Annotated in this window: 20 protein-coding genes and 1 riboswitch; of the genes, 14 read left to right on the top strand and 6 right to left on the bottom strand. The window is 34.5% G+C overall.

Annotated elements, in window-relative coordinates; all coding sequences use genetic code 11:
- The first annotated feature begins 12 nt into the window (after positions 1-12).
- The 6 genes from pxpA to BLV40_RS11820 all read left to right on the top strand — a co-directional run bounded on the left by pxpA (position 13) and on the right by BLV40_RS11820 (position 6,275).
- On the top strand, positions 13-771 hold the full coding sequence (gene pxpA / locus BLV40_RS11845) for a 5-oxoprolinase subunit PxpA (RefSeq protein WP_090690228.1): 759 nt from the start codon (positions 13-15) through the stop codon (positions 769-771).
- 20 nt (positions 772-791) lie between these two features.
- A complete protein-coding gene (locus BLV40_RS11840; RefSeq protein ID WP_090690225.1) occupies positions 792-1,487 on the top strand; it encodes a DUF969 domain-containing protein in 696 nt (231 codons plus the stop codon).
- 1 nt (position 1,488) lies between these two features.
- Positions 1,489-2,451, top strand: a complete 963-nt coding sequence (locus BLV40_RS11835) for a DUF979 domain-containing protein (protein WP_026592457.1) — start codon at positions 1,489-1,491, stop codon at positions 2,449-2,451.
- Positions 2,452-2,466: 15 nt separating this feature from the next.
- Positions 2,467-3,114 carry a pyroglutamyl-peptidase I gene (gene pcp / locus BLV40_RS11830; protein ID WP_026592458.1) on the top strand — a complete coding sequence of 216 codons (648 nt, stop codon included), beginning with the start codon at positions 2,467-2,469 and terminating at the stop codon, positions 3,112-3,114.
- 70 nt (positions 3,115-3,184) lie between these two features.
- Entirely contained in the window at positions 3,185-3,901 is a 717-nt protein-coding gene (locus tag BLV40_RS11825; RefSeq protein ID WP_139265526.1) for an NAD-dependent protein deacylase, read from the top strand.
- A 226-nt stretch (positions 3,902-4,127) separates the two neighbouring features.
- On the top strand, positions 4,128-6,275 hold the full coding sequence (locus tag BLV40_RS11820; RefSeq protein ID WP_090690218.1) for a peptidoglycan D,D-transpeptidase FtsI family protein: 2,148 nt from the start codon (positions 4,128-4,130) through the stop codon (positions 6,273-6,275).
- Positions 6,276-6,412: 137 nt separating this feature from the next.
- Here the strand turns inward: BLV40_RS11820 and BLV40_RS11815 are convergent, their stop codons facing one another.
- A complete protein-coding gene (locus tag BLV40_RS11815; RefSeq protein ID WP_090690215.1) occupies positions 6,413-7,174 on the bottom strand; it encodes a class I SAM-dependent methyltransferase in 762 nt (253 codons plus the stop codon).
- Between the two features lie 256 nt (positions 7,175-7,430).
- Positions 7,431-7,589 (bottom strand): hypothetical protein, encoded by a 159-nt coding sequence (locus tag BLV40_RS28555; RefSeq protein WP_170833646.1) that lies wholly within the window; start codon positions 7,587-7,589, stop codon positions 7,431-7,433.
- Positions 7,590-8,032: 443 nt separating this feature from the next.
- Between BLV40_RS28555 and BLV40_RS11810 the strand changes: the two genes are divergently transcribed.
- From BLV40_RS11810 to BLV40_RS11785, 7 genes are all read left to right on the top strand, one after another.
- On the top strand, positions 8,033-8,242 hold the full coding sequence (locus BLV40_RS11810) for an alpha/beta-type small acid-soluble spore protein (RefSeq protein ID WP_026592462.1): 210 nt from the start codon (positions 8,033-8,035) through the stop codon (positions 8,240-8,242).
- Between the two features lie 788 nt (positions 8,243-9,030).
- Positions 9,031-9,162: a hypothetical protein gene (locus BLV40_RS29625; protein WP_280138897.1), complete on the top strand. Its 132-nt coding sequence runs from the start codon at positions 9,031-9,033 to the stop codon at positions 9,160-9,162.
- Between the two features lie 690 nt (positions 9,163-9,852).
- Complete coding sequence (locus tag BLV40_RS11800; RefSeq protein WP_090690211.1) at positions 9,853-11,556, top strand: M4 family metallopeptidase; 1,704 nt, start codon at positions 9,853-9,855, stop codon at positions 11,554-11,556.
- A gap of 159 nt (positions 11,557-11,715) precedes the next feature.
- A complete protein-coding gene (locus BLV40_RS11795) occupies positions 11,716-12,786 on the top strand; it encodes a Rap family tetratricopeptide repeat protein (RefSeq protein ID WP_090690208.1) in 1,071 nt (356 codons plus the stop codon).
- Positions 12,787-12,791: 5 nt separating this feature from the next.
- Positions 12,792-12,920 carry a hypothetical protein gene (locus tag BLV40_RS29620; protein ID WP_255259976.1) on the top strand — a complete coding sequence of 43 codons (129 nt, stop codon included), beginning with the start codon at positions 12,792-12,794 and terminating at the stop codon, positions 12,918-12,920.
- Between the two features lie 305 nt (positions 12,921-13,225).
- The gene (gene colA / locus BLV40_RS11790) at positions 13,226-16,126 is read left to right on the top strand and encodes a collagenase ColA (protein ID WP_090690204.1); all 2,901 of its coding nucleotides are present in this window, start codon (positions 13,226-13,228) and stop codon (positions 16,124-16,126) included.
- 593 nt (positions 16,127-16,719) lie between these two features.
- On the top strand, positions 16,720-18,369 hold the full coding sequence (locus BLV40_RS11785; protein WP_090690200.1) for a M4 family metallopeptidase: 1,650 nt from the start codon (positions 16,720-16,722) through the stop codon (positions 18,367-18,369).
- Between the two features lie 175 nt (positions 18,370-18,544).
- Here the strand turns inward: BLV40_RS11785 and BLV40_RS11780 are convergent, their stop codons facing one another.
- The 4 genes from BLV40_RS11780 to BLV40_RS11760 all read right to left on the bottom strand — a co-directional run bounded on the left by BLV40_RS11780 (position 18,545) and on the right by BLV40_RS11760 (position 23,048).
- The gene (locus tag BLV40_RS11780) at positions 18,545-18,850 is read right to left on the bottom strand and encodes an iron-sulfur cluster biosynthesis family protein (protein ID WP_026592851.1); all 306 of its coding nucleotides are present in this window, start codon (positions 18,848-18,850) and stop codon (positions 18,545-18,547) included.
- Between the two features lie 97 nt (positions 18,851-18,947).
- Positions 18,948-19,457, bottom strand: coding sequence for a GNAT family N-acetyltransferase (locus BLV40_RS11775; protein ID WP_026592852.1), 510 nt, complete (start codon positions 19,455-19,457; stop codon positions 18,948-18,950).
- Positions 19,458-19,815: 358 nt separating this feature from the next.
- Positions 19,816-21,279, bottom strand: coding sequence for an amino acid permease (locus tag BLV40_RS11765; protein WP_090690197.1), 1,464 nt, complete (start codon positions 21,277-21,279; stop codon positions 19,816-19,818).
- Between the two features lie 114 nt (positions 21,280-21,393).
- A riboswitch (Lysine riboswitch) is annotated at positions 21,394-21,586 on the bottom strand.
- A gap of 562 nt (positions 21,587-22,148) precedes the next feature.
- Positions 22,149-23,048 (bottom strand): sulfite exporter TauE/SafE family protein, encoded by a 900-nt coding sequence (locus tag BLV40_RS11760; protein ID WP_090690194.1) that lies wholly within the window; start codon positions 23,046-23,048, stop codon positions 22,149-22,151.
- 213 nt (positions 23,049-23,261) lie between these two features.
- Between BLV40_RS11760 and BLV40_RS11755 the strand changes: the two genes are divergently transcribed.
- Entirely contained in the window at positions 23,262-24,065 is an 804-nt protein-coding gene (locus tag BLV40_RS11755) for a VOC family protein (RefSeq protein WP_090690190.1), read from the top strand.
- Positions 24,066-24,077 lie beyond the last annotated feature (12 nt).

Below are 24,077 nucleotides of genomic sequence, written 5' to 3'. Positions count from 1 at the left end.
GGGAAATAGAACATGGTTACGATTGATTTGAATTGTGATTTAGGAGAAGGATTTGGTGCATATCAAATAGGAAACGACGATAAAATTCTTCCGTTTGTTTCGTCAGTAAATATTGCATGTGGTTTTCATGCTGGTGATCCAACTGTTATGCGTCAGACTGTTGAAAAATCGCTAAGAAATAATGTGGAAATAGGTGCGCATCCAGGTTTTCCAGATTTAATTGGGTTTGGGAGAAGGATGATGCGCGTTTCTCCAGATGAAGTATATGATTATGTTTTATATCAAATCGGAGCATTAGATGGATTTATAAGAGCGGCAGGAGGGAGGATGCATCATGTAAAACCACACGGTGCACTTTATAATATGGCAGCTACTGATCAAGAAATTGGGGATGCGATTGCAAAAGCAATCTATCAAATAAATCCAGAGTTATTCCTGTATGGATTAGCAAATAGTAAATTTATACAAGCAGCCGAAAAATATGAACTGAGGCTTGTGCAAGAGGCGTTTGCCGATCGTACGTATCAATTAGATGGAACATTAACAAGCCGAACAGAAGAAAATGCAATTATAAAAAATGAAGATATAGCAATTGAACAAGTAGTGCAGATGGTTAAGGAAGGAAATGTAAAAACAGTCGGTGGAAAGATAATCAATATTGATGCGCAAACAATTTGCATACATGGTGATGGTGAGCACGCAGTTCAATTTGTAGAAAAAATATACAGAACATTTCGATTAAACGATATTTCTATTTGTACACCAAAGTAGAATAAGGGGGAGATACATAAATGCTGAAATTAATTGGAATATTGCTTGTAGCTGTTGGATTTTTATTTCGTCTTAATACGTTATTAGTTGTAATGGTTGCAGGAATTGCAACGGGTATGATTTCAGGGATGAGTTTTTATGATGTGATTAGTATGTTTGGAAAGTTTTTCATAGAAAACAGATATATGTCGATGCCAATTTTATTAACACTCCCTGTCATTGGGATACTAGAAAGATATGGACTAAAAGAAAGAGCAGAAGCATTAATAACGAAATCTAAAGGAGCTACAACAGGAAGAGTACTCATGTCATATTTTGCGATTCGCGAAGGATCAGCTGCAGTAGGACTTAATATTGGTGGGCATGCTCAAACAGTAAGACCATTAGTTGCACCAATGGCAGAAGGGGCAGCACAAGGGCGTTACGGAAAACTTCCAGAAAAACTGAAAGAAAAGATTAAAGCGAATGCAGCGGCAGCTGAAAATACAGCATGGTTTTTTGGGGAAGATATTTTTATCGCAACAGGAGCAATTCTATTAATGAAGGGATTTTTTGATTCGGTAGGAATGCATGTTGGTGTGTGGGATATGGCGCTTTGGGGAATTCCTACGGCAATCTCAGCTTTTATTGTCAGTTGGATTCGTTTTAAACGATTCGATAAGTATATTGAAAAAACGATGAAAAAAGAAGAAAGCAAACAAAAGGAGGCGATATAAGATGAATATTATTACACTTGATACAATCTATTATTTATTAGGTATTATTGTTGCCTTTGTCGCGATCCGTATTGCTTTTGATCGTCAGCATCCAAATCGCCTTGGTTCTAGTTTATTTTGGGCATTATTTTCTATTACATTTTTATTTGGGAATATGATTCCGTCATTTTATATCGGTTGTATTGTATTAGCAATGGTCGTTTTAGCATCATTAAATAAAGTAACGAAGTCCAATGAAAAAGAAGCACCTACAGAAGAGCGAGTGAAACATGCAGAAAAATTGAGAAATAAAATTTTTATGCCCGCTATTTTAATTCCCATTTTTACAATCATTGGTACGTTAACGTTAGGAAAGCTAAAGTTTGGAAATGTATTTCTCGTTGATCCTGAGAAGGTCACATTAATCGCATTAGCTCTTGGGGCATTGCTTGCTTTCGTAGCGGCAATGGGAATCACAAAGGCAAAAATAACAGCCCCTGTACAAGAGGGAAGCAGATTATTACAAGCTGTCGGATGGGCCGTTATTTTACCACAAATGTTAGCAGCGCTTGGTGGTATTTTTGCAAAATCTGGTGTGGGTCAAGTTGTCTCAGATTTAGTAGGACAAGTATTGCCGACAGAATATCCATTTGTCGCTGTTATGGCATATTGTTTAGGGATGATGTTGTTTACAGTTGTAATGGGGAATGCCTTTGCCGCATTTGCTGTTATTACAGGAGGAATTGGTCTACCGCTTATCGTTCAAATGCATGGAGGTAACCCAGCGATCATGGCTGCGCTTGGAATGTTTGCAGGGTACTGTGGTACATTGATAACGCCGATGGCAGCAAACTTTAATATTGTACCAGCGATGCTATTAGAATTAAAAGATAAAAACGCGGTAATAAAGGCTCAAGCACCAATTGCAATTACTATTTTTGTGATTAATATGTTCATCATGTATGGACTTGTGTACAGGTTTTAGAAGGGAGTGGGGATGATGAAGACAGTATTGTTAACAGGGTTTGAGCCTTTTGGTGGAGAAGAAATGAATCCTGCCTGGGAAGTTGCAAAGGAACTAGATGGCCAAGTGATGGGAGATTACAAGATTATTAGTAAGCAAGTTCCGACTGTATTTCATAAGTCACTACAAGTGTTACAGACTTATATGGAGGAAATAGAACCAGAGCTTGTTATATGTATAGGACAAGCAGGAGGACGCCCAGATATTACAGTGGAACGAATTGCAATTAATGTTGATGATGCAAGGATTCCTGATAATGAGGGGAATCAGCCGGTTGATGTACCTATTATAGAAGAAGGACCAGTCGCATATTGGTCTACGCTTCCAATGAAAGCGATTGTAAAGAAACTTCGTGAAGAAGGAATACCAGCTTCTGTTTCGCAAACTGCAGGTACATTTGTTTGTAATCATCTCTTTTATGGACTTATGCATATGTTAGGTAAGAATGGAAATAGGATCCGAGGTGGTTTTATACATATTCCGTTTTTGCCAAAGCAAGCAAGTAATCATCCTGGGCAATCAAGTATGTCACTGCCTGTTATTACAAAAGGAATTGAATTGTTAATACAGGTCGCATTAGAGGTAGAAACAGATATTGTAGAATGCGGCGGGGCAACACACTAAGCAAAAATGCAACGCCTACTATGGACAAATGTTATAATAATAGGAAGAAGTATACATAGAGGTGAGAGTCATGCAGCAATATGAAGAAGTACGTTCTATTATAGAAAAAGCAAATAATATTACGGTATTAACGGGTGCTGGTGCGAGTACTGAAAGTGGTATTCCGGATTTTCGATCAGCGAATGGTTTATATGCAGATGCAAAAGTAGAAATGTACTTATCGAGAGGGTATTATAACCGTAACCCAAAAGAGTTTTGGAAACATTATAAAGAAATATTTCAAATTAATACGTTTCATCAATATAAACCGAACCGAGGGCATGAATTTTTAGCTGATTTAGAAAGAAAAGGAAAAGATATTACGGTATTAACACAAAATATCGATGGTTTACATCAATTAGGTGGTAGTAAGCACGTTATTGATTTACATGGCACACTCCAAACAGCTCACTGTCCAAAATGTAAAACGAAATATGATTTGCAATATATGATAGATCATGAACTGCCACGATGTGAAATATGTAATTTTATCTTAAATCCAGATGTCGTTTTATACGGTGATACATTACCGCAATATCAAAATGCAATACAGCGTTTATATGAAACGGATGTATTACTAGTGATGGGAACGTCGTTAAAAGTGCAGCCGGTTGCATCATTCCCGCAAATTGCAAAAAGAGAAGTAGGGGCAACAACAATTTTAGTAAATGAAGAATTAACGGGGCAAGAGAATCATTTTGATTATGTATTTCAGCAGAAGATTGGGCAGTTTGTAGATCAATTTTAAATGGTGTAGGAGAACCGAGATAAGAGGTATTTATCTCGGTTTTCTCGAGTTTAAATTTTCTTAATTTTCCATAAAATACTATAAATTATATTATCTATGTGCTTTAATATTATTAATAGAGAAAATTTTTATATCAGGATGAGTATGTATGGTTTTGTTTTTGGTTACTTATTTTGCGAATTGTGTGAGGGAAAGGGACTTTAAACTATAGAGAGAGGAGAGCATAATGGAAAAGAAGAAAGAGAAAACGAAACGGAAAAAGAAAAACCACATTCCTTTTCGGTTAAATGTGCTGTTTTTCTTTGTATTTCTTATGTTTTCAACTGTTATTATTCAATTAGGTAAGGTCCAAATTATAGATGGCAAGACGTATACAAATAAGGTGGAAAAGAAGGAGGATCTAACGGTTAGTACTCCTGTTCCGCGTGGTAAAATTTTTGACCGAGAAGGCCATTCGATTGTTGATAATAAACCATTACGGACTATTACATATACAAAAATGACAGGCGTTAATTCAGAAGAAATGTTAAATACGGCAAAACTACTTGCGAAAATCATTGAAATGCCGCAGGAAGCTATGGATAAATTAACAGAGGTAGATAAGAAAGATTTTTGGATGCAATTACATAAGAAGCGTGCAGCAGAAAAGGTGACAAAGGAGGATGAAAAGAAACTAAGAGCAAAAAAAATAGAGGGAAAAGAATTAGATAAAAAGATGGAAGAATTGAGACGTGAGCGGATTACAGCGGAGGAATTAAAGGAACTGACTGTCCAAGATATAGAAGTATTAGCAATTAAAAGTAAAATGAGCGCTGGTTATAAAATGATTCCTCAAATTATTAAGAAGGATGTAAAACAAGACGAATATGCCGTGGTTAGTGAAAAGTTAGCGGATCTTCCAGGTGTAGATACAACTGTAGATTGGGAACGTATATATCCATATGATAAGATACTTCGTTCTATACTTGGTAACGTTTCAAGCGCTGATGAAGGACTTCCAAAGGAACAACTAGACTATTATTTAGTTCGAGAGTATAACCGTAATGATCGTGTTGGAAAGAGTTATATTGAAAAGCAATATGAAGATGCGTTACATGGTACGAAAGCGCAATCAAAAAACATTACAGATAAGGAGGGAAAGATACTTCGAACCGAACAAATTAAAAAAGGAAAAAGTGGAAATAATTTAATGTTAACGATTGATATGGAATTACAAAAGCAAGTTGAGGAAAGCATTGAAAGAAATTTAATGGCATTCAAAGGCATAGAACCGTTGCTTGATCGGGCCTTTGTGGTAATGATGAACCCTAAAAATGGACAGCTGTTATCAATCTCAGGAAAAAAACTAGTAAATAAAGATGGAAATATGCAAGTAGAAGATTTTGCACTTGGTACAATGACGAGCTCTTATGAATTAGGTTCAACAGTAAAGGGAGCAACTTTACTAACGGGTTATCAAACGGGTGCTATTAAGCCATTTACTCATTTTTTCGATGCGCCGATGACATTTAAAGGAACAACAAAAGAAAAGAAATCATGGAAAGATTTTGGTGATGTTGATGATGTAAGAGCTTTACAAGTATCTTCTAACGTATATATGTTTCATACCGCTTTAAAGATTGCTGGAATTGATTATGTACCGAATAGTCCGTTAAATATAAAACAAGAAGTATTTGATAAAATGCGCTATCATTTTGGGCAATTTGGTTTAGGCGTTCCAACGGAGATTGAGTTACCCAATGAGACTGCGGGACAACGGGGACGAAAAGATAATACACCGGGATTCTTACTTGATTATTCAATCGGTCAATATGATACGTATACACCGCTTCAGCTTGTGCAATATATTTCAACGATTGCGAATGGTGGTTATCGTATGAAACCACAAATTGTACAAGAGATTAGAGAGCAACCAGATAAAGCAGAGGATATTGGTAAGGTTGTTCAATCAATGGAACCAGTCATTTTAAATCGTGTAGATATGGATATTTCGTATATAAATCAAGTGAAAGAGGGATTTAGAAAGGTATTTCAAGAAACTGACGGAACTGGTGTAGCCCACTTTCAAAATCTTCCTTATAAGCCTGCTGGAAAAACAGGAACAGCAGAAGCGATATATGGTGGTGATAGCGATACAGGTAAAGACGAAAATGGAGATAGAAAAAAATGTTATAATTTAACCTTAGCTGGCTATGCCCCTTATGACGCGGAACCGGAAGTTGCATTTTCTGTAGTTGTACCATGGGTAAACGATGATAAATCAGGGATTAATTCTAAAATTGGAAGAGAAGTTTTAGATGCCTATTTTGAATTGAAAGCGAAACGAGTGGATGGAAATCCAGTTCCTGTAGAACAGCCGAATAAACCGCAGTAAAATGATTTTTAAGGATAGAATAAATAATGTATTCAAAAAAGAGACCTAAAAGGTAATGAAGCATACCTTTTAGGTCTCTTTTCGAATTAGCCCGCAGTAACAGTCTGATTCATTTAACAAGAAGAAACGTCCACTGATTAAAGATTTTGAGCTTTAATCATAAAACGATGTTGTTTCACATCGAAATACCCTTTTTGTAGAATAATTTGGTGTATTTTGTATAGCTCATTTATATATGTTTCAGTTTTGAAGTTAGGTACTTGCCAAGGAATGGCTTTTAAATAATAGACGAAAGCACCGATATCATAAAATCTTTGAACGGGAAATTCTTCTTTATATTGTAAAACTTTATAACCACTTTGTTGTATTGCCTCTAGAGCTGTTTCTAACTGCCAATTTGTAAATTCTAGATTGAGTGGTACGTCGAGTGTTTCATTGATTTCCGCACAATCTAAGCCACCTACTTGCTGCGTAAGGAAGATGCCATCTGGAGAAAGGATTCTTTTTACTTCAGAAGCAGAGTATGATTCATGTTGATTTAAAATTAAATCGAATTGCCTGTCATCAAACGGTAAGGTGTTGTCATCCGTTACTTTTACTACTTTTACACCTAAAGGTTCTAATTTCTTTTTTGCTATAGGGATATTGGGTGTATAACCTTCAGTCGCATAAATAGTCGAAGGGAAAGGTCTTAACAGGGATAAAAATTCACCGCCACCTGTTCCCATATCAAGCATAGCATGAGCGTTTTGTATAAGCTGAAAGGCCATGCTGCCATATGACCAAGAAAGTAATTCACTTTTCATGCGACCAGTTTCTGTAATAAAAGAGAAATCCCATCCACTAAAGCTCGTATTTGCATTTTCTAAAAGTGTTAAAAATAATTTATCATTTTTCATGTTCGATCCTCCTGTTTATTATAAGAAAAATAAAGTGAATAAACAGAGGAGGAGGGCCTCTAATTGAGATATACGGTTGTTACGTTTCGTGTTCTAGTATTTTCATACGGAATCACTCCAGGAAAAAAAGTATGTTGTTTTACCTTCTAGATTTATAGATATAATACCTTCTCGAAGTAAAAAATAAAATAGATGCAGCTGTATAGCGGTAATAAAGGTAGTTATTTATGCAACAAAATTCCCTATTCGTTCTTAACTAAAGCTTGTTGTTTTGTCTTTTGATGAGTCTATCTTCATTTCTGTTAGAAAGCCTTTGATCTGATTCTTGCATTTGTTCTTGATCCTTACTCGGAGTATTCAGTGCATCTAAAGGCATGTTGTTGATTTGATGATTTCGTAAATCTTTTTTATCCATGATATATAGCTCCTTCTGTGGTTTGAATTTACATACAATGTAGTTATTAATGGATATTTTACATCTTAAGATCAATTAATATACAAGGGATATATGGAAAAATCATTTAACTATAGTGGGTCTTTAAACAGAATAAAAAGGAAATAAATGGTTATGTTTTCTTAATTCACATAATTTTCAAAAATACAGTCTCTAAATGTTAAAATTTGTTATATAATAAACCTATCAAGCATCATCCCTATGTTTTTCTAATATGCCTGTTAAGATAGTTTGTGTTCCCTTTTTATCACCTTACCTTAAAAAGAACTTGTAGTGATTGCTACAAGTTCTTTTTGTTTTTCTGATTGAACATGAACGGAAACTTTTAAATATTAATTACCATAAAAAGGAATAAATATTTTTCCGTGATTCGTAGCATGTTAAAAACGTAGGAGGTGATACATATGGCAAATAAAAATAACAGAAATAATAATGTAGTGATTCAAGGTGCTGAGAACGCAATTAATCAAATGAAGTATGAGATTGCACAAGAATTTGGCGTACAGCTTGGTCCAGACACAACATCTCGTGCAAATGGTTCAGTTGGTGGTGAGATTACAAAACGTTTAGTAGCTATGGCTGAACAACAGCTTGGCGGTAGATTCACTCATTAATTTCACTTGAAGACATAAAAGGTTATAGTACGTCGTAGTACATATCTTTTTGCTTGTATGTAATTTATGAATAAGCTTTGATCTCAATAGATATTCATACGATAAGCATCCAAATAGGGTGCTTTTTTCTTTGTTACATAGAAATTACACAATAACCATGAAATAGAACACTTTAATAAGGTAGCACCGCGCTCAGGTTAACAGTGTCTTATTTGTATCGTTTTTGTGGAAACCTATCATGTTAACTTGATAGGCGTGTGTTGTTACGCATAATATGGGAATGGGTAATGGAAGCTTTAAAAATCGTAGATGGAACATTAGCGTTAATATCCGAATTCTGAATGTTGCAAAATAAATTGATAAATTTCAATCCCTCTTTTTTTCGACACTATTAGACAATTATAATGTATTTAAGATTGGTAAATCGAGAAATCAAGTGTGGTGAAAAACATAAATAGGGGAAATTTGTATATAATGTTTTGTTAACAGCAGAATTAGTTTTACTAGTTATGGAACAACATGAAAAATACCATAAAAAGGAAATGGTATAGCTGATTTTAATTTATCATTTGAGCACGAATGTAACAGAAACAAACGTCAGTAAACACGGTTGCTTCTTTTTGAAAAACTCTTCTAGTTCAACAATGACACACATCACCTGTCGTAAATAACAAGCAATAGACTGTTCATTAAAATTTTATAGAAAATGCATTTCACTATTATTTTGATGCGACATATAAAATATTTAATCTTAATATGGTACTATATAAATTATACGAGGTGAAAACATGCAAAGTAAAGAAGAAATAATAAAGTTTGCATTGGCAACGGGATTAATTATACCAACAGTGGCATTATGTGGTGAAGGTCATGAAGAGGAAGAAGAGAAGGTTATGTCTGATCTACCATTTGAACATTAATAGGGTATATTCCTAGTGCTATCAAACTAACGAAAATAAGAGAATTTCCAACTACATCAAAAAGAGAATATTTCGGATTTGTAGCATAGTTTTTAAACGAAAAGAACCGCATTCAGAATTGTTGAATAATATAAAAGTGTTAATAATTTCTGTAATTCATTATGCACTGTAAAAAACGAAGTCCTCCACAAGACTTCGTTTTTGTTTGTATAAACTATGAATAGTATCTATTTCTTGTATTATTTTTGCTTTAAATTAAAAAGGAGTTTAATAGACACGTATGAATATGACCAAGACAGAAACATGGAAGTACAAACAGAGTTTGTTAATAAATATATTAAAATTGCTAAAACAGAATTTGAAAACAAATTCAATCCATGCTGAGGTTTTATTTCTATTTAAACTTTATTATCAAAATCACATACTTATTTTGAAGACATAGCTTCATTTTGATCAAATTTTTTCAAAATGAAGTTTTTAATGTTTGTTCTTAAATAAGGATTAGTTAGATCCATATAAACATTAATTTTTTCTAGAATAATTGAATGTAAATAACTAATTATCGACATTAAAATATGAAATTTTGCATAATGTTACATAAATTCTGCATTTTCTCTTTTTTTTGACAAGAATAGACAGTATACTTTTTTACAAGTTCAATATTTCAGAAAATTATACGAGGTGAATATGATGAAGAATAAAAAAACATTAGCTACAGTCGCGTTAACAACAGGATTAGCTTTAACAGCCGTAGCACCATATGGAGTAGGTCATGCAGAGGAAACAGATCAACTACAAGTTCAAATTCAAGAGGATTCGTTTCGTACAGGTGAACTTACACAACCATCACAAAAGGAGCCAGAGAATGTAGTAAAAGATGCTCTTAAAGAGAAAACAGAGCAAGCGTTGTCTCCAAAACAAGTGAATGGAGAAACAGGAGTAGATTATAAGGTTCTTCAAAAGCGAGCTTCTTATGATGGGACGACACTTGTGCGTATGCAACAAACATACGAAGGAAAAGAAGTATATGGCCATCAATTGACTGCACACGTAGATAAAAAGGGTGTTCTTAAAAGTGTTTCAGGGGATAGCGCGCAAAATTTAAAACAAGAAGATTTAAAGAAGCCTATTAATCTATCACAAGAAGAAGCGAAACAATATATTTATACGAAATACGGGAATGATATCAATTTTATTTCTGAACCAGAAGTAAAGGAAGTTATTTTTGTTGATGAAAATAATGGACAAGCCAGCAATGCATACCAAGTTACATTTGCTGCTGCAACACCAAAATATGTATCTGGAACATATTTAGTGAATGCACATAATGGGGATATGTTGAAAAATATGGTGCAGGAATCTAACTTAAAAGCTAGTGAAAAGCTTGTTGGGGCCTTAAAGGAAAGTAGAAAAAGCAATCTTACATCATTAACTGGAACAGGAAAAGATGATTTAGGTATCTCTCGTACATTTGGTATCTCTAAACAAAGTAATGGAAAATATGCGCTTGCTGATTACACTAGAGGGCAAGGAATTGAAACGTATGATGTAAATTATAGAGATATTACTAAAGAAGAAAGATATTATCCTGGTACTCTAGCAACTAGCACTTCAACAACATTTAATGATCCAAAGGCGGTAAGCGCTCATTACTTAGCAACAAAAGTATATGATTTTTATAAGGATAAATATAAGCGTAATAGTTTTGATAATAAGGGACAAAAAGTAGTATCAGTTATACATGCTTGGGATTCTGCAGATACAAATGATCCGAAAAATTGGCAGAATGCAGCAAGTTATAATAATGGTAGCATGCTTGTATACGGAGATCCTATTGTAAAGGCGTTTGACGTAGCGGGACATGAATTTACACATGCGGTTACATCTAGTGAATCCGATTTGGAATATTCCGGAGAATCTGGTGCGATTAACGAGGCGTTATCTGATATTATGGGAACAGCTATTGAGAAATATGTAAATAATGGAGCATTTAACTGGACAATGGGAGAGCAAACGGGAGCGGTGTTCCGTGATATGGCAAATCCATCTTCAATTAAATCTTCAGCTGGAGTACCTTATCCAGATGATTATAGTGAATTTAACGATTTTAATGGATGGGATAATGGTGGCGTTCATTTCAACTCTAGTATTATCAATAAAGTTGCGTATTTAATTGCAAAAGGTGGCACTCATAACGGTGTAATTGTAAAAGGTATTGGCGAGGATAAAATGTTTGATATCTTCCATTATGCAAACACTGATGAATTAAACATGACTTCTGATTTCTCTGAATTGAGAGCGGGTTGCATTCGAGTTGCAACAAATAAATATGGGGCTAACTCAGCTGAAGTTCAAGCAGTTCAAAAAGCGTTTGATGCAGCGAAAATTAAGTAAGCGAGAAATATAGCTCTTATCCGTATTGATGGACTCAGCACATAATGGCTGCATAAGCAAGGGATTGGACATGTTCTGCCATTGTTTCGACTATGGAAAGTTAGATGTCGGAAAATTTGTTTTTTATGATGATATTACTATAATAGGATGAGGAATATTATGGATACACATATAATAGCAAAAGAAGAAATAATAACATTATTAAGCGGTTGGTATAATGCAATTATTTCTCAACATATAATAAAAGCTAAGCACTTAAAGGAAGAGATTGATAGAAATATTCATAGTATGGAGGAAGACTCTAATATCTCTATCTATTATTCTCTACTTAACTTTAGATATAATTTACTGGTTTGTGATACAGATGGTTCTAAAGACTGTCTAGAAAAGATTGCTCCATTTCCAGAGCAAACCGAAACATTTTTGAAATATTATTATCATTTCTTCAAAGCTATTTATGCAATTTCGGTTGGAAATCATAATGAAGCAAAAGAACAATATGAGAAGGCTGAAAAACTCTTAGCAACGATTCCAGATGAATTAGAAAAGGCTGAATTTGATTACATGTTTGCAGTATTCCATTATCAATCCTTAAACCCGTTGTTGGCTGCAAAATATGCTAATAAGGCAAAAGAGGTATTTTCGAAGCATACAGGATATGAAATGAAAGTTGCTTCCTGTCAAAATACCATAGGACTTGCTTGTACAAAACTTAGACTGTTTGAAATTGCGGAGGAAAATTTCATTTCGGCTCTTAGAATATTTGAAAAATATGGCGAAGAACAACTAATAGGTAAAGTGAAACATAATTTAGGATTATTATATGCTGATCAAAACCTTTCAGAGTTAGCGATTAAATATTTAAAGGATTCTTTAAAAAATAACCCTAGAACTATGTTCTTATTAGCTAGGGAATATTATAAGTTAGGAGAAAATTTTCTTGCTGCAGATCTAATTGAGGTAGGATATAACCTTACAAAACTTAAAGAATATAAGTGCCATTTCGCTATCTTAAGAGAACTCAATAAGGGGGCAGAGATTGGGGAACTAGAGAAAGTTATTATGACGGGAATATATTATTTCAAGAAAGAAAACCTATGGGGTCATGTAAAAGAATATGCTTCAATTCTCGGAAACAAATTCTATGACCTAAACAATTATGAAAAAGCCAGTAGATTCTTTCACATTGCCCTAGATGCTGACAAAAAAGATTTAGAGAAGGGAGCATAAAAATAATGAAAAAACTAATTTTAACTGTAATGATTTTTACGGGGATTTTATCTGTTGGTGTTGCTAATCAATCTATTGAAGAGCCATCAGCTAAAGCTAATCTACTTTGTTTAGATCATGGAGAAACTATCTAATTGAAAAAAAGAGAGTGCCTTTTTGGGAAAAGGGACTCTCTTTTCTTATTTATGATTCACATACGTATCAAATCATAAGTGGATATATCCAGCTGTAATACATATTAAACATTTTTCAGTCATCGGTGTTACCACAGCACACCATTTATCAGCAGCATCTAGAAACGACTTTTTCGTTTTGTTGTTAACAATTAATGGAGAATTTATATATTTAGAAAGATAAACATGAAATATTACATATTACATTATTTTATATAAATAATATGTTATTATTTTAAATGGAATATATAAATGGAGGAAATATGATGAACAAGAAATCAAAATTTACCCAAATGATGCTCGGTATTAGTACAGTGGCCTTATCATTTGGAAGTATTCAAACACAAGTATCAGCGGAAGAAAACACACCTTATAATGTGTTGCAAAAGAAACCAATTGGGATAGAAACTTCAACAGATGAACTTGCACACTCTACAAAAGCAGACGAAACATTGTCTTATGAAGAACGTTTAAAAGTGAACGATTTTTCACAACGTCCAGCTCCGGCTGTGAAACGAGCAGCGGCAAAACAATCTCAGCAAAAGTATTCTTTAGCAGAGCTAAATAGAATGAGTAATGACGAATTCATCGATACATTGGGAAATATTAGTTGGAATCAAATTACAGATTTAGATAAATTTAATCAAGAAACAAAAGCGTTTTATCAAAATAAAGAGCGAATTCAGGTTATTATTGATGAATTAGGCCGTCGTGGAAGCACATTTACAAAAGATGATACAAAAGGAATTGAGACGTTTGCTGAAATATTACGTTCCGTATCTTATGTAGGCTTTAATAATAAAGAGGTAAGCTATTTATATGAGCGAAGCTTCCAGGATAAATGTTTACCTGCATTAAAAGCAATTGCAAAAAATCCGAATTTTAAACTTGGTACAGATAAACAGGATGCAGTAGTATTTGCATACGGTAAAGTAATTAGAAACGCTACTTGTGATGCTGAAACCGTTCAATATGCAGCGAATATATTAAAACAATATAACGATAATATTTCTACATATATAAGTGACAAGAATAAAGGGGCCGCCGTGTATCAGCTTATGCAAGGGATTGATGATGATATGCAGTCTTACTTGCATGATACAAGGAAAAAAGCGAATGAAACAATATGGTATGGGAAAATTGATGGTTTCATAAATGAAATTAGTCGACTGGCTCTTCTAAATCAGGTAACACCAGAAAATAGCTGGTTAATTAATAATGGTATTTATTATACTGGTCGTTTCGGGAATTTCCATAGTAATACAAATAAGCCTTTAGAAGTACTTACACAAGCAATGCATATGTACCCTCGTTTAAGTGAAGCTTATTTTAATGCGGCAGAGCAAATTTCAACAAACTATGGTGGAAAAGATTACAACGGAAATACAATAGATTTTAAAAAAATTCGTGAAGAAGGCCAACAGCAGTACTTACCAAAAACGTATACATTTGATGACGGTTCTATTGTATTTAAAACAGGAGATAAAGTAACGGAAGAAAAGGTTAAGAGACTGTACTGGGCTGCTAAAGAAGTAAAAGCGCAATATCATCGTGTAATTGGGAAGGATACAGCGTTAGAATCAGGAAAAGCTGATGATGTACTGACAGTAGTCATTTATAATAATCCAGATGAATATAAACGAAATAGCCAGCTATATGGATATTCAACAGATAATGGTGGAATTTACATTGAAGGAATCGGAACGTTTTTTACATTTGAGCGTACACCACAGCAAAGTCGTTATAGTTTGGAAGAATTGTTCCGTCATGAATTTACACACTATTTACAGGGAAGGTACGAAGTTCCAGGGTCATGGGGACAAGGGGCAATGTATCAAAATCAACGTTTGACTTGGTTTGAAGAAGGAAATGCCGAATTTTTTGCGGGATCTACTCGTACGAATAATGTTGTTCCACGCAAAAGTATAATTAGTGGATTATCATCTGATCCTGCGAAGCGTTATACAGCAGAACGAACATTATTTTCGAAATATGGAGAAGGACCAGAGCAATGGGATTTTTATAATTATTCTTTTGCGCTGCAGTCTTACTTATATACTCATCAATTTGAAACTTTCGATAAGATTCAAGATTTCATTCGTGCAAATGATGTGAATGGCTATGATGCATATCGTGAAGCTTTAAGTAAAGATCCAAATTTAAATAAAGAATACCAAGACTATATGAAGCAATTGATTGATAATCGAGATACATATAATGTCCCACAAGTATCAGATGATTATTTAGCTGAACATGCACCAAAACCACTAGCTGATGTAAAGAAAGAAATTACAGGTGTAGCAAAGATAAAAGATGCAACGATTACAAAGCATAAGTCTCAATTTTTTGATACGTTCACATTAGAAGGAACATATACGGGCGGTGTAACAAAAGGAGAATCTGAGGATTGGAAAGCGATGAGCAAGCAAATCAATCAATCTTTAGAAAAGTTAGCGCAAAAAGAATGGAGCGGCTACAAAACAGTTACAGCATATTTTGTCAATTATCGTGTGAATGCGAACAATCAATTTGAATACGATGTTGTATTCCATGGTGTTGCAACGGGAGAAGAAGAACAACAGACTGTTAAAGTAAACATGAATGGACCATACAATGAGATAGTGAATGAAAAAGTTGAGTTTCATAGCGATGGTACAGAAAGCACAGGCGGAAAAATTGTTTCTTATCTCTGGGATTTTGGAGATGGTACAACAAGTACAGAAGCAAATCCTACTCATGTATATGGGAAAGAGGGAACATATACTGCAAAGTTAACAGTGAAAGATAATAAAGGAAAAGCGGGCCGAGGACAAACAACGGTTACCGTAAAAAAAGATGAGCCAGCAGGTCATAACTATCAAAATGCAAAGGTAATTCGTTTTAATAAGCTTTCAAAAGGAAATATGGATATGCCTAATATGGCGTATATGTACACATTCAATGTTACATCTCCAAAAGAAGTAGATATTTCTGTTATAGATGAACAGGGTATTGGGATACAATGGGATGTATATCACGAATCAGATCTAGGAAATCCTGTCATTACGGGCCAAGCGGATGGAAATAATATAAAAGGGAAATTTGAAGCGAAACCTGGGAAGTACTACGTAGTTGCATTTTTTGAAAAGGAAAACGGAAATGGAACATATTCATTATTAGTAAAATAAATCTTGTAACTTTAATTTTTAAGAGGAGCCTATCACTATGGGCTCCTTCTGTTCTTTTTTGGAGGGTCTGTCTAGGAGTTTTTTTCTCAAGATAAAACAAATGAAAATTGCGAATAAATAATCCTTGAAAGAGGTGAAACATACATACAAAGAGTCTATCACATCACCATTAAACCAAGAAATTCATTGTTCCTCAAAATGAAAATGAATTGAATTTTTATAAATAACTGTAGAATGATAAAATTTTCGTTTTGGGGGTATTTCACAAGGTGATGTGGTGCTATCCAAAATATATCTTGCGCAAGGGGCAACAAATTTACTTTCTAGATGCAGAGTGCCGAAAAAAGTGAAGTACACAAAAAATAACTCCAAAATCAACTTTTATTGTATATTTTGGAGTTGCTTTACGTTTACCGTCTACAGATAGCGCTGTTCTTTTTTGTATGAATTTTATAATTAAATGTCCCGAATTTTCTGTGTAAATTTTCTAAAACTTCAGGTAGAAGGTTGTGTACTATTATCACTAGAATTATATAAAAGTGTTAAAAAATATAGAAATGTGTCAAAAAAAATAGGGATGGGGAGTGGTATTTTTGAAAAAGAAGATTTTATCTTCAACATTGGCTTTATCTGTGGCTTTAGGGGCATTTGCGACATTAGGCACGTCACGTACCTATGCAGCAGAGCAAAAAATTCAATACAACCAAGAATTTCAGACACCATCTTATATTGGGGAAGAGTGGAAAGCACCGGAAGGACTAGATAAAAAAGAAACGGTGTTCGAATATTTAAAGAGTAAGAAAGACATGTTTCAATTAGCAGGAAATATGGAGAAACATTTTGAAATCGTTAGAGAAGAAAAAGACGCAGAAGCAGAAACAACGCATGTGAGGCTTATTGAAAAATATAATGGTGTTCCAGTATATGGCTCTGATCAAACAGTAGCACTTGATAAAAATAATAATGTGAAAGCATTTTTTGGACAAGTTATCCCGAATTTAGAAAATAAAAATATCTCATCAACTGCAAGTATTTCAGAAGATGAGGCTGTAAATATTGCGAAAGCTGGTATTGAGAAAGAGATTGGAAAAGTAGATAACTATGATGGTATTAAGAAAGATTTATACGTATATGAAAAAGATGGACAATATTTTCTTTCCTATCTTGTAAAAGTATCTGTTTCAAAACCAGCACCAGGCTACTGGCATTATTTTATTGATGCAACAAATGGAAATGTGATCAATAAATATAATGCGGTTGATCATATTACTGGTTTTGGATATGGTGTTTTAGGAAACAGACAATCATTTGAAATTGTTCAAAATGAAAAAACAAGTGCATTTCATTTATTTGATGGCAAACGTGGAAACGGTGTTTATACGTTTGATTGGAGAAATTTGAATAAACAATTTTATGATTCACCATCACAAGGACTGGGATATACAGGTTATGAAATTGAAAGTAAGTTCAAGTTCTTTGAAGATAAAGCAGGTGTTGATGCACATGTAAATGCAGAAAAAGTATACGACTATTATAAGAAAACATTTAATCGTAATTCCTATGACAACAAAGGAGCAAAGTTACGTTCTGTTGTTCACGTAGGAGAAAACTGGAATAACGCTAGTTGGAACGGTGTGTATATGTCGTATGGTGATGGAGATGGAAAATTATTTATTCCATTTTCTGCGAGCTTAGATGTTGTTGCCCATGAGTTAACACATGCTGTAACAGAGCATACAGCAAATTTAGAGTATCAAGATGAGTCTGGTGCATTAAACGAGTCATTTTCGGATATTTTCGGTGCGATGGTAGACCGTGATGATTGGGAAGCGGGAGAAGATATTTATACACCGGATATAGCAGGAGATGCGATGCGTTCCTTAAGTAATCCTGCTTCTATTCCCAATCCATTAGAACCAACTCAAGGTTATCCAGATCATTATAGAAAATATTATCCTGGCCCATATGATAATGGCGGTGTTCATATTAACAGTAGTATTAATAATAAAGCAGCATATTTATTGTCAGAAGGTGGCTGGCATTATGGTGTGGAAGTAAATGGCGTTGGCCGCGAAGCTACAGAAAAAATTTACTATCGTGTCCTTACCAAATATTTAACTGCAAAATCTAATTTTAAAATGATGCGCCAAGCTGCACTTCAAGCCGCAGAAGATTTATATGGTAAAAACTCTAAAGAAGTACAAGCTGTAGCGAAGGCTTATGATGCAGTTGGTATAGAATAAGACATGAAAAAAGACCTGATATATAATGTCAGGTCTTTTCTTGCTGATCAATCGCGAATGCCCAGTGCAATTTTCGCTACGCCTTTATAAACTTATAAAGTATTCATTAAACGATAGTGTAAATCTAGGCATTACCATCATGTTTTAATCAAACTTTTTTATAAACACTATGACTTTATTTTTTAATTGATAATCCATATACAAGTGTTTCGCTAGGAGTCGTAATACTAAAACCTGTCGTTTTATAATCAAGTTTTAATGTATTTCCTATATAGTCTTTTGTAAAATCGTCTATTTGAATAATAAGGCTTTCATCTTCATAAGCGATTTCATTTGGATTATACGCATCAAAAATTAAGTCAACATCAACAAATATACTACAAGAATTTGTCATTGTACCTCGAATCCGTATGATGTTTTTGTTATTTGTGTTTGATTTATGTAATACGGCTTTTGCCTCATCAGTTACGCGAATGTTCATAGAATCCCTACCTTTGTTTATAGTTCTTATTCTATTATTGCAAAAACATGAGAAATAGGGAAGTAAAGGGTTTCAATGAATGATAAGCATATAGGGATTACGACTTGAAAAGTAAGGATGGAACTATAAATGTTTGTGTTAAGCATAGATCGTCATCACTTATTTTCTCAACTTCTTGATACTTTATCTCATTCTTTTGGTAGAACTTTTTCCAGAAGTTCACCGCTGTTTTATTGTTCTTTAATTGCATTACATAATAGGTTCCTTTGTGCTGATTTAAAAGTTCTAAAATTGCTAACTCTGCTATCTTATTTCCACGATAGGCTTTTAATAAGAAAAGGTCGTTAATACAGTAGTCTGTCTCAGGTGCGGTAAACGGCGATTTTGTAAACAAGAGAAATCCGACATATTTTTCTTCATATGTAATGAAGTATGGAGAAAGCTCATCTCGGTTACAAATAAGTTCAAAAGCATCAAATTCAAAAAATCCATTCTCATTTGGATGAAGGGTTGGGGAGAATTCGGATAAATCATGTAAATATAGAGCGTAGAAATTTTTTAATATTTCTAGATGTTCTGTAGAAACGGTTTCTAATGTAACTTTCATTTTAATCCCACCTTTTGTAGAAATAACTCCTTTGTAATGTAGATGTTTTTGGAATTTTTCTTATTCATTTCGATGCTCCAGCGGATAATATCTTCTATTTAAGGGAATAAATGGGTTCTGGAATATAGAAGTTTACTTCAGATTGTTTTTGTAATTTGTATAAGGCGGATGCATCATGTATCCTATAAGGACATGTAGTCTTTCTGTTTCAAATTGAGAATTTACAAATATGTCGAATGTTGAATTTCTTACATGTAATACACTATTCGACATAATATGAATATATCCTTTGAATATGAAGGATTCATTCCAATAAAAAAAGGTCAGCAAACATTGTATGTTTGCTGACCTTTATAACTTAAAGTTCACATTTATCAAGAGGAATTACTTTTGTTTTCTTAGTAAATTTATATCCTAACCACATCGCAAGGAAGAGAGGTAAACCGATGTAAGAAACGAGTACACCATTCCAATCGATAGATTCTCCCATAAATGCACCGTAGTTTTGTCCAAGAATAACAATTACGCAAAGTGCAAATGCGAAGATTGGGCCAAATGGGAACCATTTTGCTTTATAAGGAAGGTCATTTAAATCTTTACCTTGCGCGATGTATGCTTTACGGAAACGATAATGACTGACCGCAATTCCAACCCATGCGATAAAGCCAGACATTCCAGAAGCATTCAATAGCCAAACATATACAACGCCATCGCCATATAAAGAGGCTAAGAAAGCTGCGCTTCCAACTAATGAAGTGGCAATCAAGGCGTTTACTGGTACACCACGGCTATCTAGTTTACCTAAAAATTTCGGTGCTTTTCCTTGACGTGCTAAGTCCCAAAGCATACGAGTACAAGCATACATACCAGAGTTACCAGCGGATAAAACTGCAGTTAAAATAACAGCGTTCATAACAGAAGCGGCAAATGCAATTCCTGCTTTTTCAAAAACAAGTGTAAAGGGACTTACTGTTACATCACTAGCTGCAAGACTATCAGTTGTATAAGGGATTAATAGACCGATAACAAGAATTGCTAAGATGTAGAATAATAGTATGCGCCAAAAGATGGAGCGAATTGCTTTTGGAATACTACGTTCTGGATCAGCTGTTTCACCAGCAGCTACACCTAATAATTCAGTTCCTTGGAATGAGAAACCAGCGGCCATAAATACACCGATGATTGCCATGATGCCACCATTAAATGGTGCATCTGCAACCGTGAAGTTTTTAAAACCTACCGCTTCACCACCCATGATGCCGAAAATCATCATAAATCCAACGATTAAAAAGATAATAACAGTTACTACTTTAATAAGAGCGAACCAATACTCGGCTTCACCAAATCCTTTAACGGATAAATAATTTATAAGAAACATAAGAACTAAACAAAGGCCACTCCAAATTAAAGAAGGGGTATTTGGAAACCAAAACTTCATAATTAATGTAACTGCTGCTAGTTCAGCTGCAATAGTAATTGCCCAGTTATACCAATAATTCCAGCCGAGTGCAAATCCAAGTGATGGATCGACAAATTTTGTTGCGTATGTGCTAAATGAGCCGGTGACAGGCATATACGCTGCTAATTCAGCTAAACTTGTCATTAAAAAGTAAACCATAATGCCGATTGCTGCGTATGCTAAGAGAGCTCCGCCAGGTCCTGCCGCATGAATGACACCGCCACTAGCAAGAAAGAGCCCGGTACCAATTGTACCGCCGAGAGAAATCATTGTAAGGTGGCGAGATTTTAATCCGCGCCTTAGTTCACCTTTTTCTTGTGTAGATTGTGTTTTAGAGGTAGCTTGATCCGCTATGCTATTCATGTTCAACACTCCTTTTCTTGTAAGATTAGGAAGGAACGGGGGAAGAAAAATACAAAAAACCGCCAAAGGAATTTGGCGGAACGTTTCACAAATAACCACCCCATCATACCCTTCCGTTAAGATAGCACCCCACGTTTACACGGTATTTTGTAAACGTGACAGTTCTGTTCCTATTCGGAGACAGCCCCAGCTCATACTTCCAGAGAAGAAATACAAACTTCGGCAGCATTTCCTTTTAAACGGAGTCATTAACATTCTCTGTGTCTTATCCGTTTTACTAATAAATGCCGCAACCTCTACCTCATCGGATTGATGAGGATTTATTCATTGCATTGATTTTTAATATATGGCAATTGTAATTAGTTTCTGAAAATATTGCAAGGAATTTTTGTAGGAATATATCAAAAACAATCGGTTATTGTATAGGAAACGTTTTCAAAACTCCGCCCGAACCAACTTACTGAATATGTAAAAAGATGAAGAAAAAATTGTTATACAAATGTTTCGCAAAAAGATATGAAAAATCCTCTAAATATTGAAAGAAAATTCAGAAAAATAAATTCGACATTATTTACGTAAAAGCAATGAGACATGAATGCATGAAGTTTAGAAGCCAAAAAGGAAGTTATGCGAGATACGGTTAAAGCTGTAAGGAAAAGGATTTAAAGAACATAAAAGAAACGAAAAAGGTAAGCAAATTTATTCATTTGCTTACCTTTTTCATTTCATACCATATATCCATTTTGATTTTCTAACATATTCTCTTTTTGTTTTCATTTGGCATAGGGAAGGAAGAGGATCTGACCGCTTCTATCTAAGAGGAAAGGTTTTATGCCGTTTTTTTAAGTTGTATTTTTATTGTCTCTGTTTCAAGGTAAAACTCGTTTTGGATCAGCTGAATATCCAGCATTTTGTTTTGCAGATTCAGAATGGTTTCGAATTGAAATGAAAAGTGCAATGATAACGACAAGACCTACCGCAATATAGGAAAGAGTAATAATTGTTGAATCTACTTTAAATGACGTAAGCAGCGTCCGGATATTTGTGAAAATAATGAGTCCACCAACGAGTACACCAAGTAAATGTGAAGGAACAATTCGCACTAACCATGCAGCGATTGGAGCTGCGAGAATGCCGCCAAGCATAAGGGCAAATACCCAAAACCAGCTTACTTGTTCCCAGCCTAATGAAATGAAAAATCCAATAGTAGCAGCTAATGATACTGGAAATTCACTTGTATCTACAGAGCCAATGACTTTTCGTGCTTCATTTCCTCGTGCGAGAAGTACTGGTGTAGTGATAGGTCCCCAGCCACCTCCACCAGTTGAATCAACAAAACCAGCAAACAATCCGAGCGGAATAAGTTGCTTAGCAGACATACGTTTATTTGATCGGACAATTTGTTTTTGAATAATAAATCGTAATAAAATATAGATACCTAAAGTAAATAAAAAGAGTGAAATGTACGGTTTAATTAAATCACCAGGTAAATTGCTTAAAAAACAAGCACCGACAAAAGCGCCAATTGCACCTGGTAATGTGAGTCTGGAAACGGTATATTTATCAACATTTCCAAATCGGATGTGAGATACGCCAGAAGCCGCGGTTGTAACAACTTCCGCTAAATGAACGGATGCGGAAGCAACAGCAGGTGCAATTCCGAACATTAATAATAATGAAGAAGATGTTACCCCATATGCCATCCCAAGTGCTCCGTCAATCAGTTGAGCAAAAAAACCAATAATAGCAAAGACAATTAATTTCTGCATGTATAATCCCCCTGTAAAATAATAAATAAAAAGGCTCTTTTCCCTAATGAGAAAAGAGCCTTTGGTTTTTCCAATCAGCTTAATGTTAATTTTTTATTATTATAATGCATATTAATCTTATAAAGCAACTAGGTTTTAAAAAGTTTTTTAAATTGAACAAAATAACAGAATTATTATATAATTAAAAGATGTAAATAAAAGGAGGAAGAAATCATGTTAGCATTTGATCATCTTGTTCATATTGTTGGCTGTACACCAAAAGAAGCTGAAAAACAAATGAAGGAACGCGGTTTCCATACGGTGCAAGGCGGAGAACATACGAACTGGGGAACATGGAATAGTTTAAGTTATTTTGACTTATCTTATATTGAATTTTTAGCAGTGCAACATGAAGATAAAGCGAAGCAAGCGGACAATCCACTCGTTCAGGAAACTGTAGAGAAATTACAAGATAGAGAAGGAATGCTGCAAATTGCTCTTCGTACCAATCATATCGAAGCACTAGCTGTACAGCTCGCCGAAAAAGGTTTGCAAGTAAAAGGACCATTTGAAGGAGAGCGAATGAGAAATGACGGTCATCTTATAGAATGGAAAATGTTATTTGTGGAACAGGAAGAGAGCAGTCCGAAATTACCTTTCTTTATACAGTGGGAAGAATCTGATGAGAATAGAAGGTTAGATTTACAAAAAGTAGGTGTCATTGCCTCACATAGAAACGAGGTAAAAGAAATTCAGACAATATACTATGCAGTGAAAAACGTACGTGAAACAGTAGATAGATGGAAAGAGATACTTGAAGTACAAGTGACTTTACCAGAAAATCATAGGGATTGGAATGCACTTTGTCAGAGCATTTTACTTGGAAATGTAAATGTGCAGTTTTGTGAACCTATTGGTGAAGGATTTGTACAAGAACAGTTATTCAAACATGGGGAATATCCTTTTGTAGTTGAATTTCAAGGGACGAATAAGCAGAAGAACAGAACAGATGTGTTAGGTAGTTCATACATATATTAATCGGGAGAATCT

It is taken from the genome of Bacillus sp. 166amftsu, from assembly GCF_900107445.1.
Taxonomy (GTDB): Bacteria; Bacillota; Bacilli; order Bacillales; family Bacillaceae_G; genus Bacillus_A; species Bacillus_A arachidis.
This window is presented reverse-complemented; position numbering and strand designations above follow the sequence as displayed.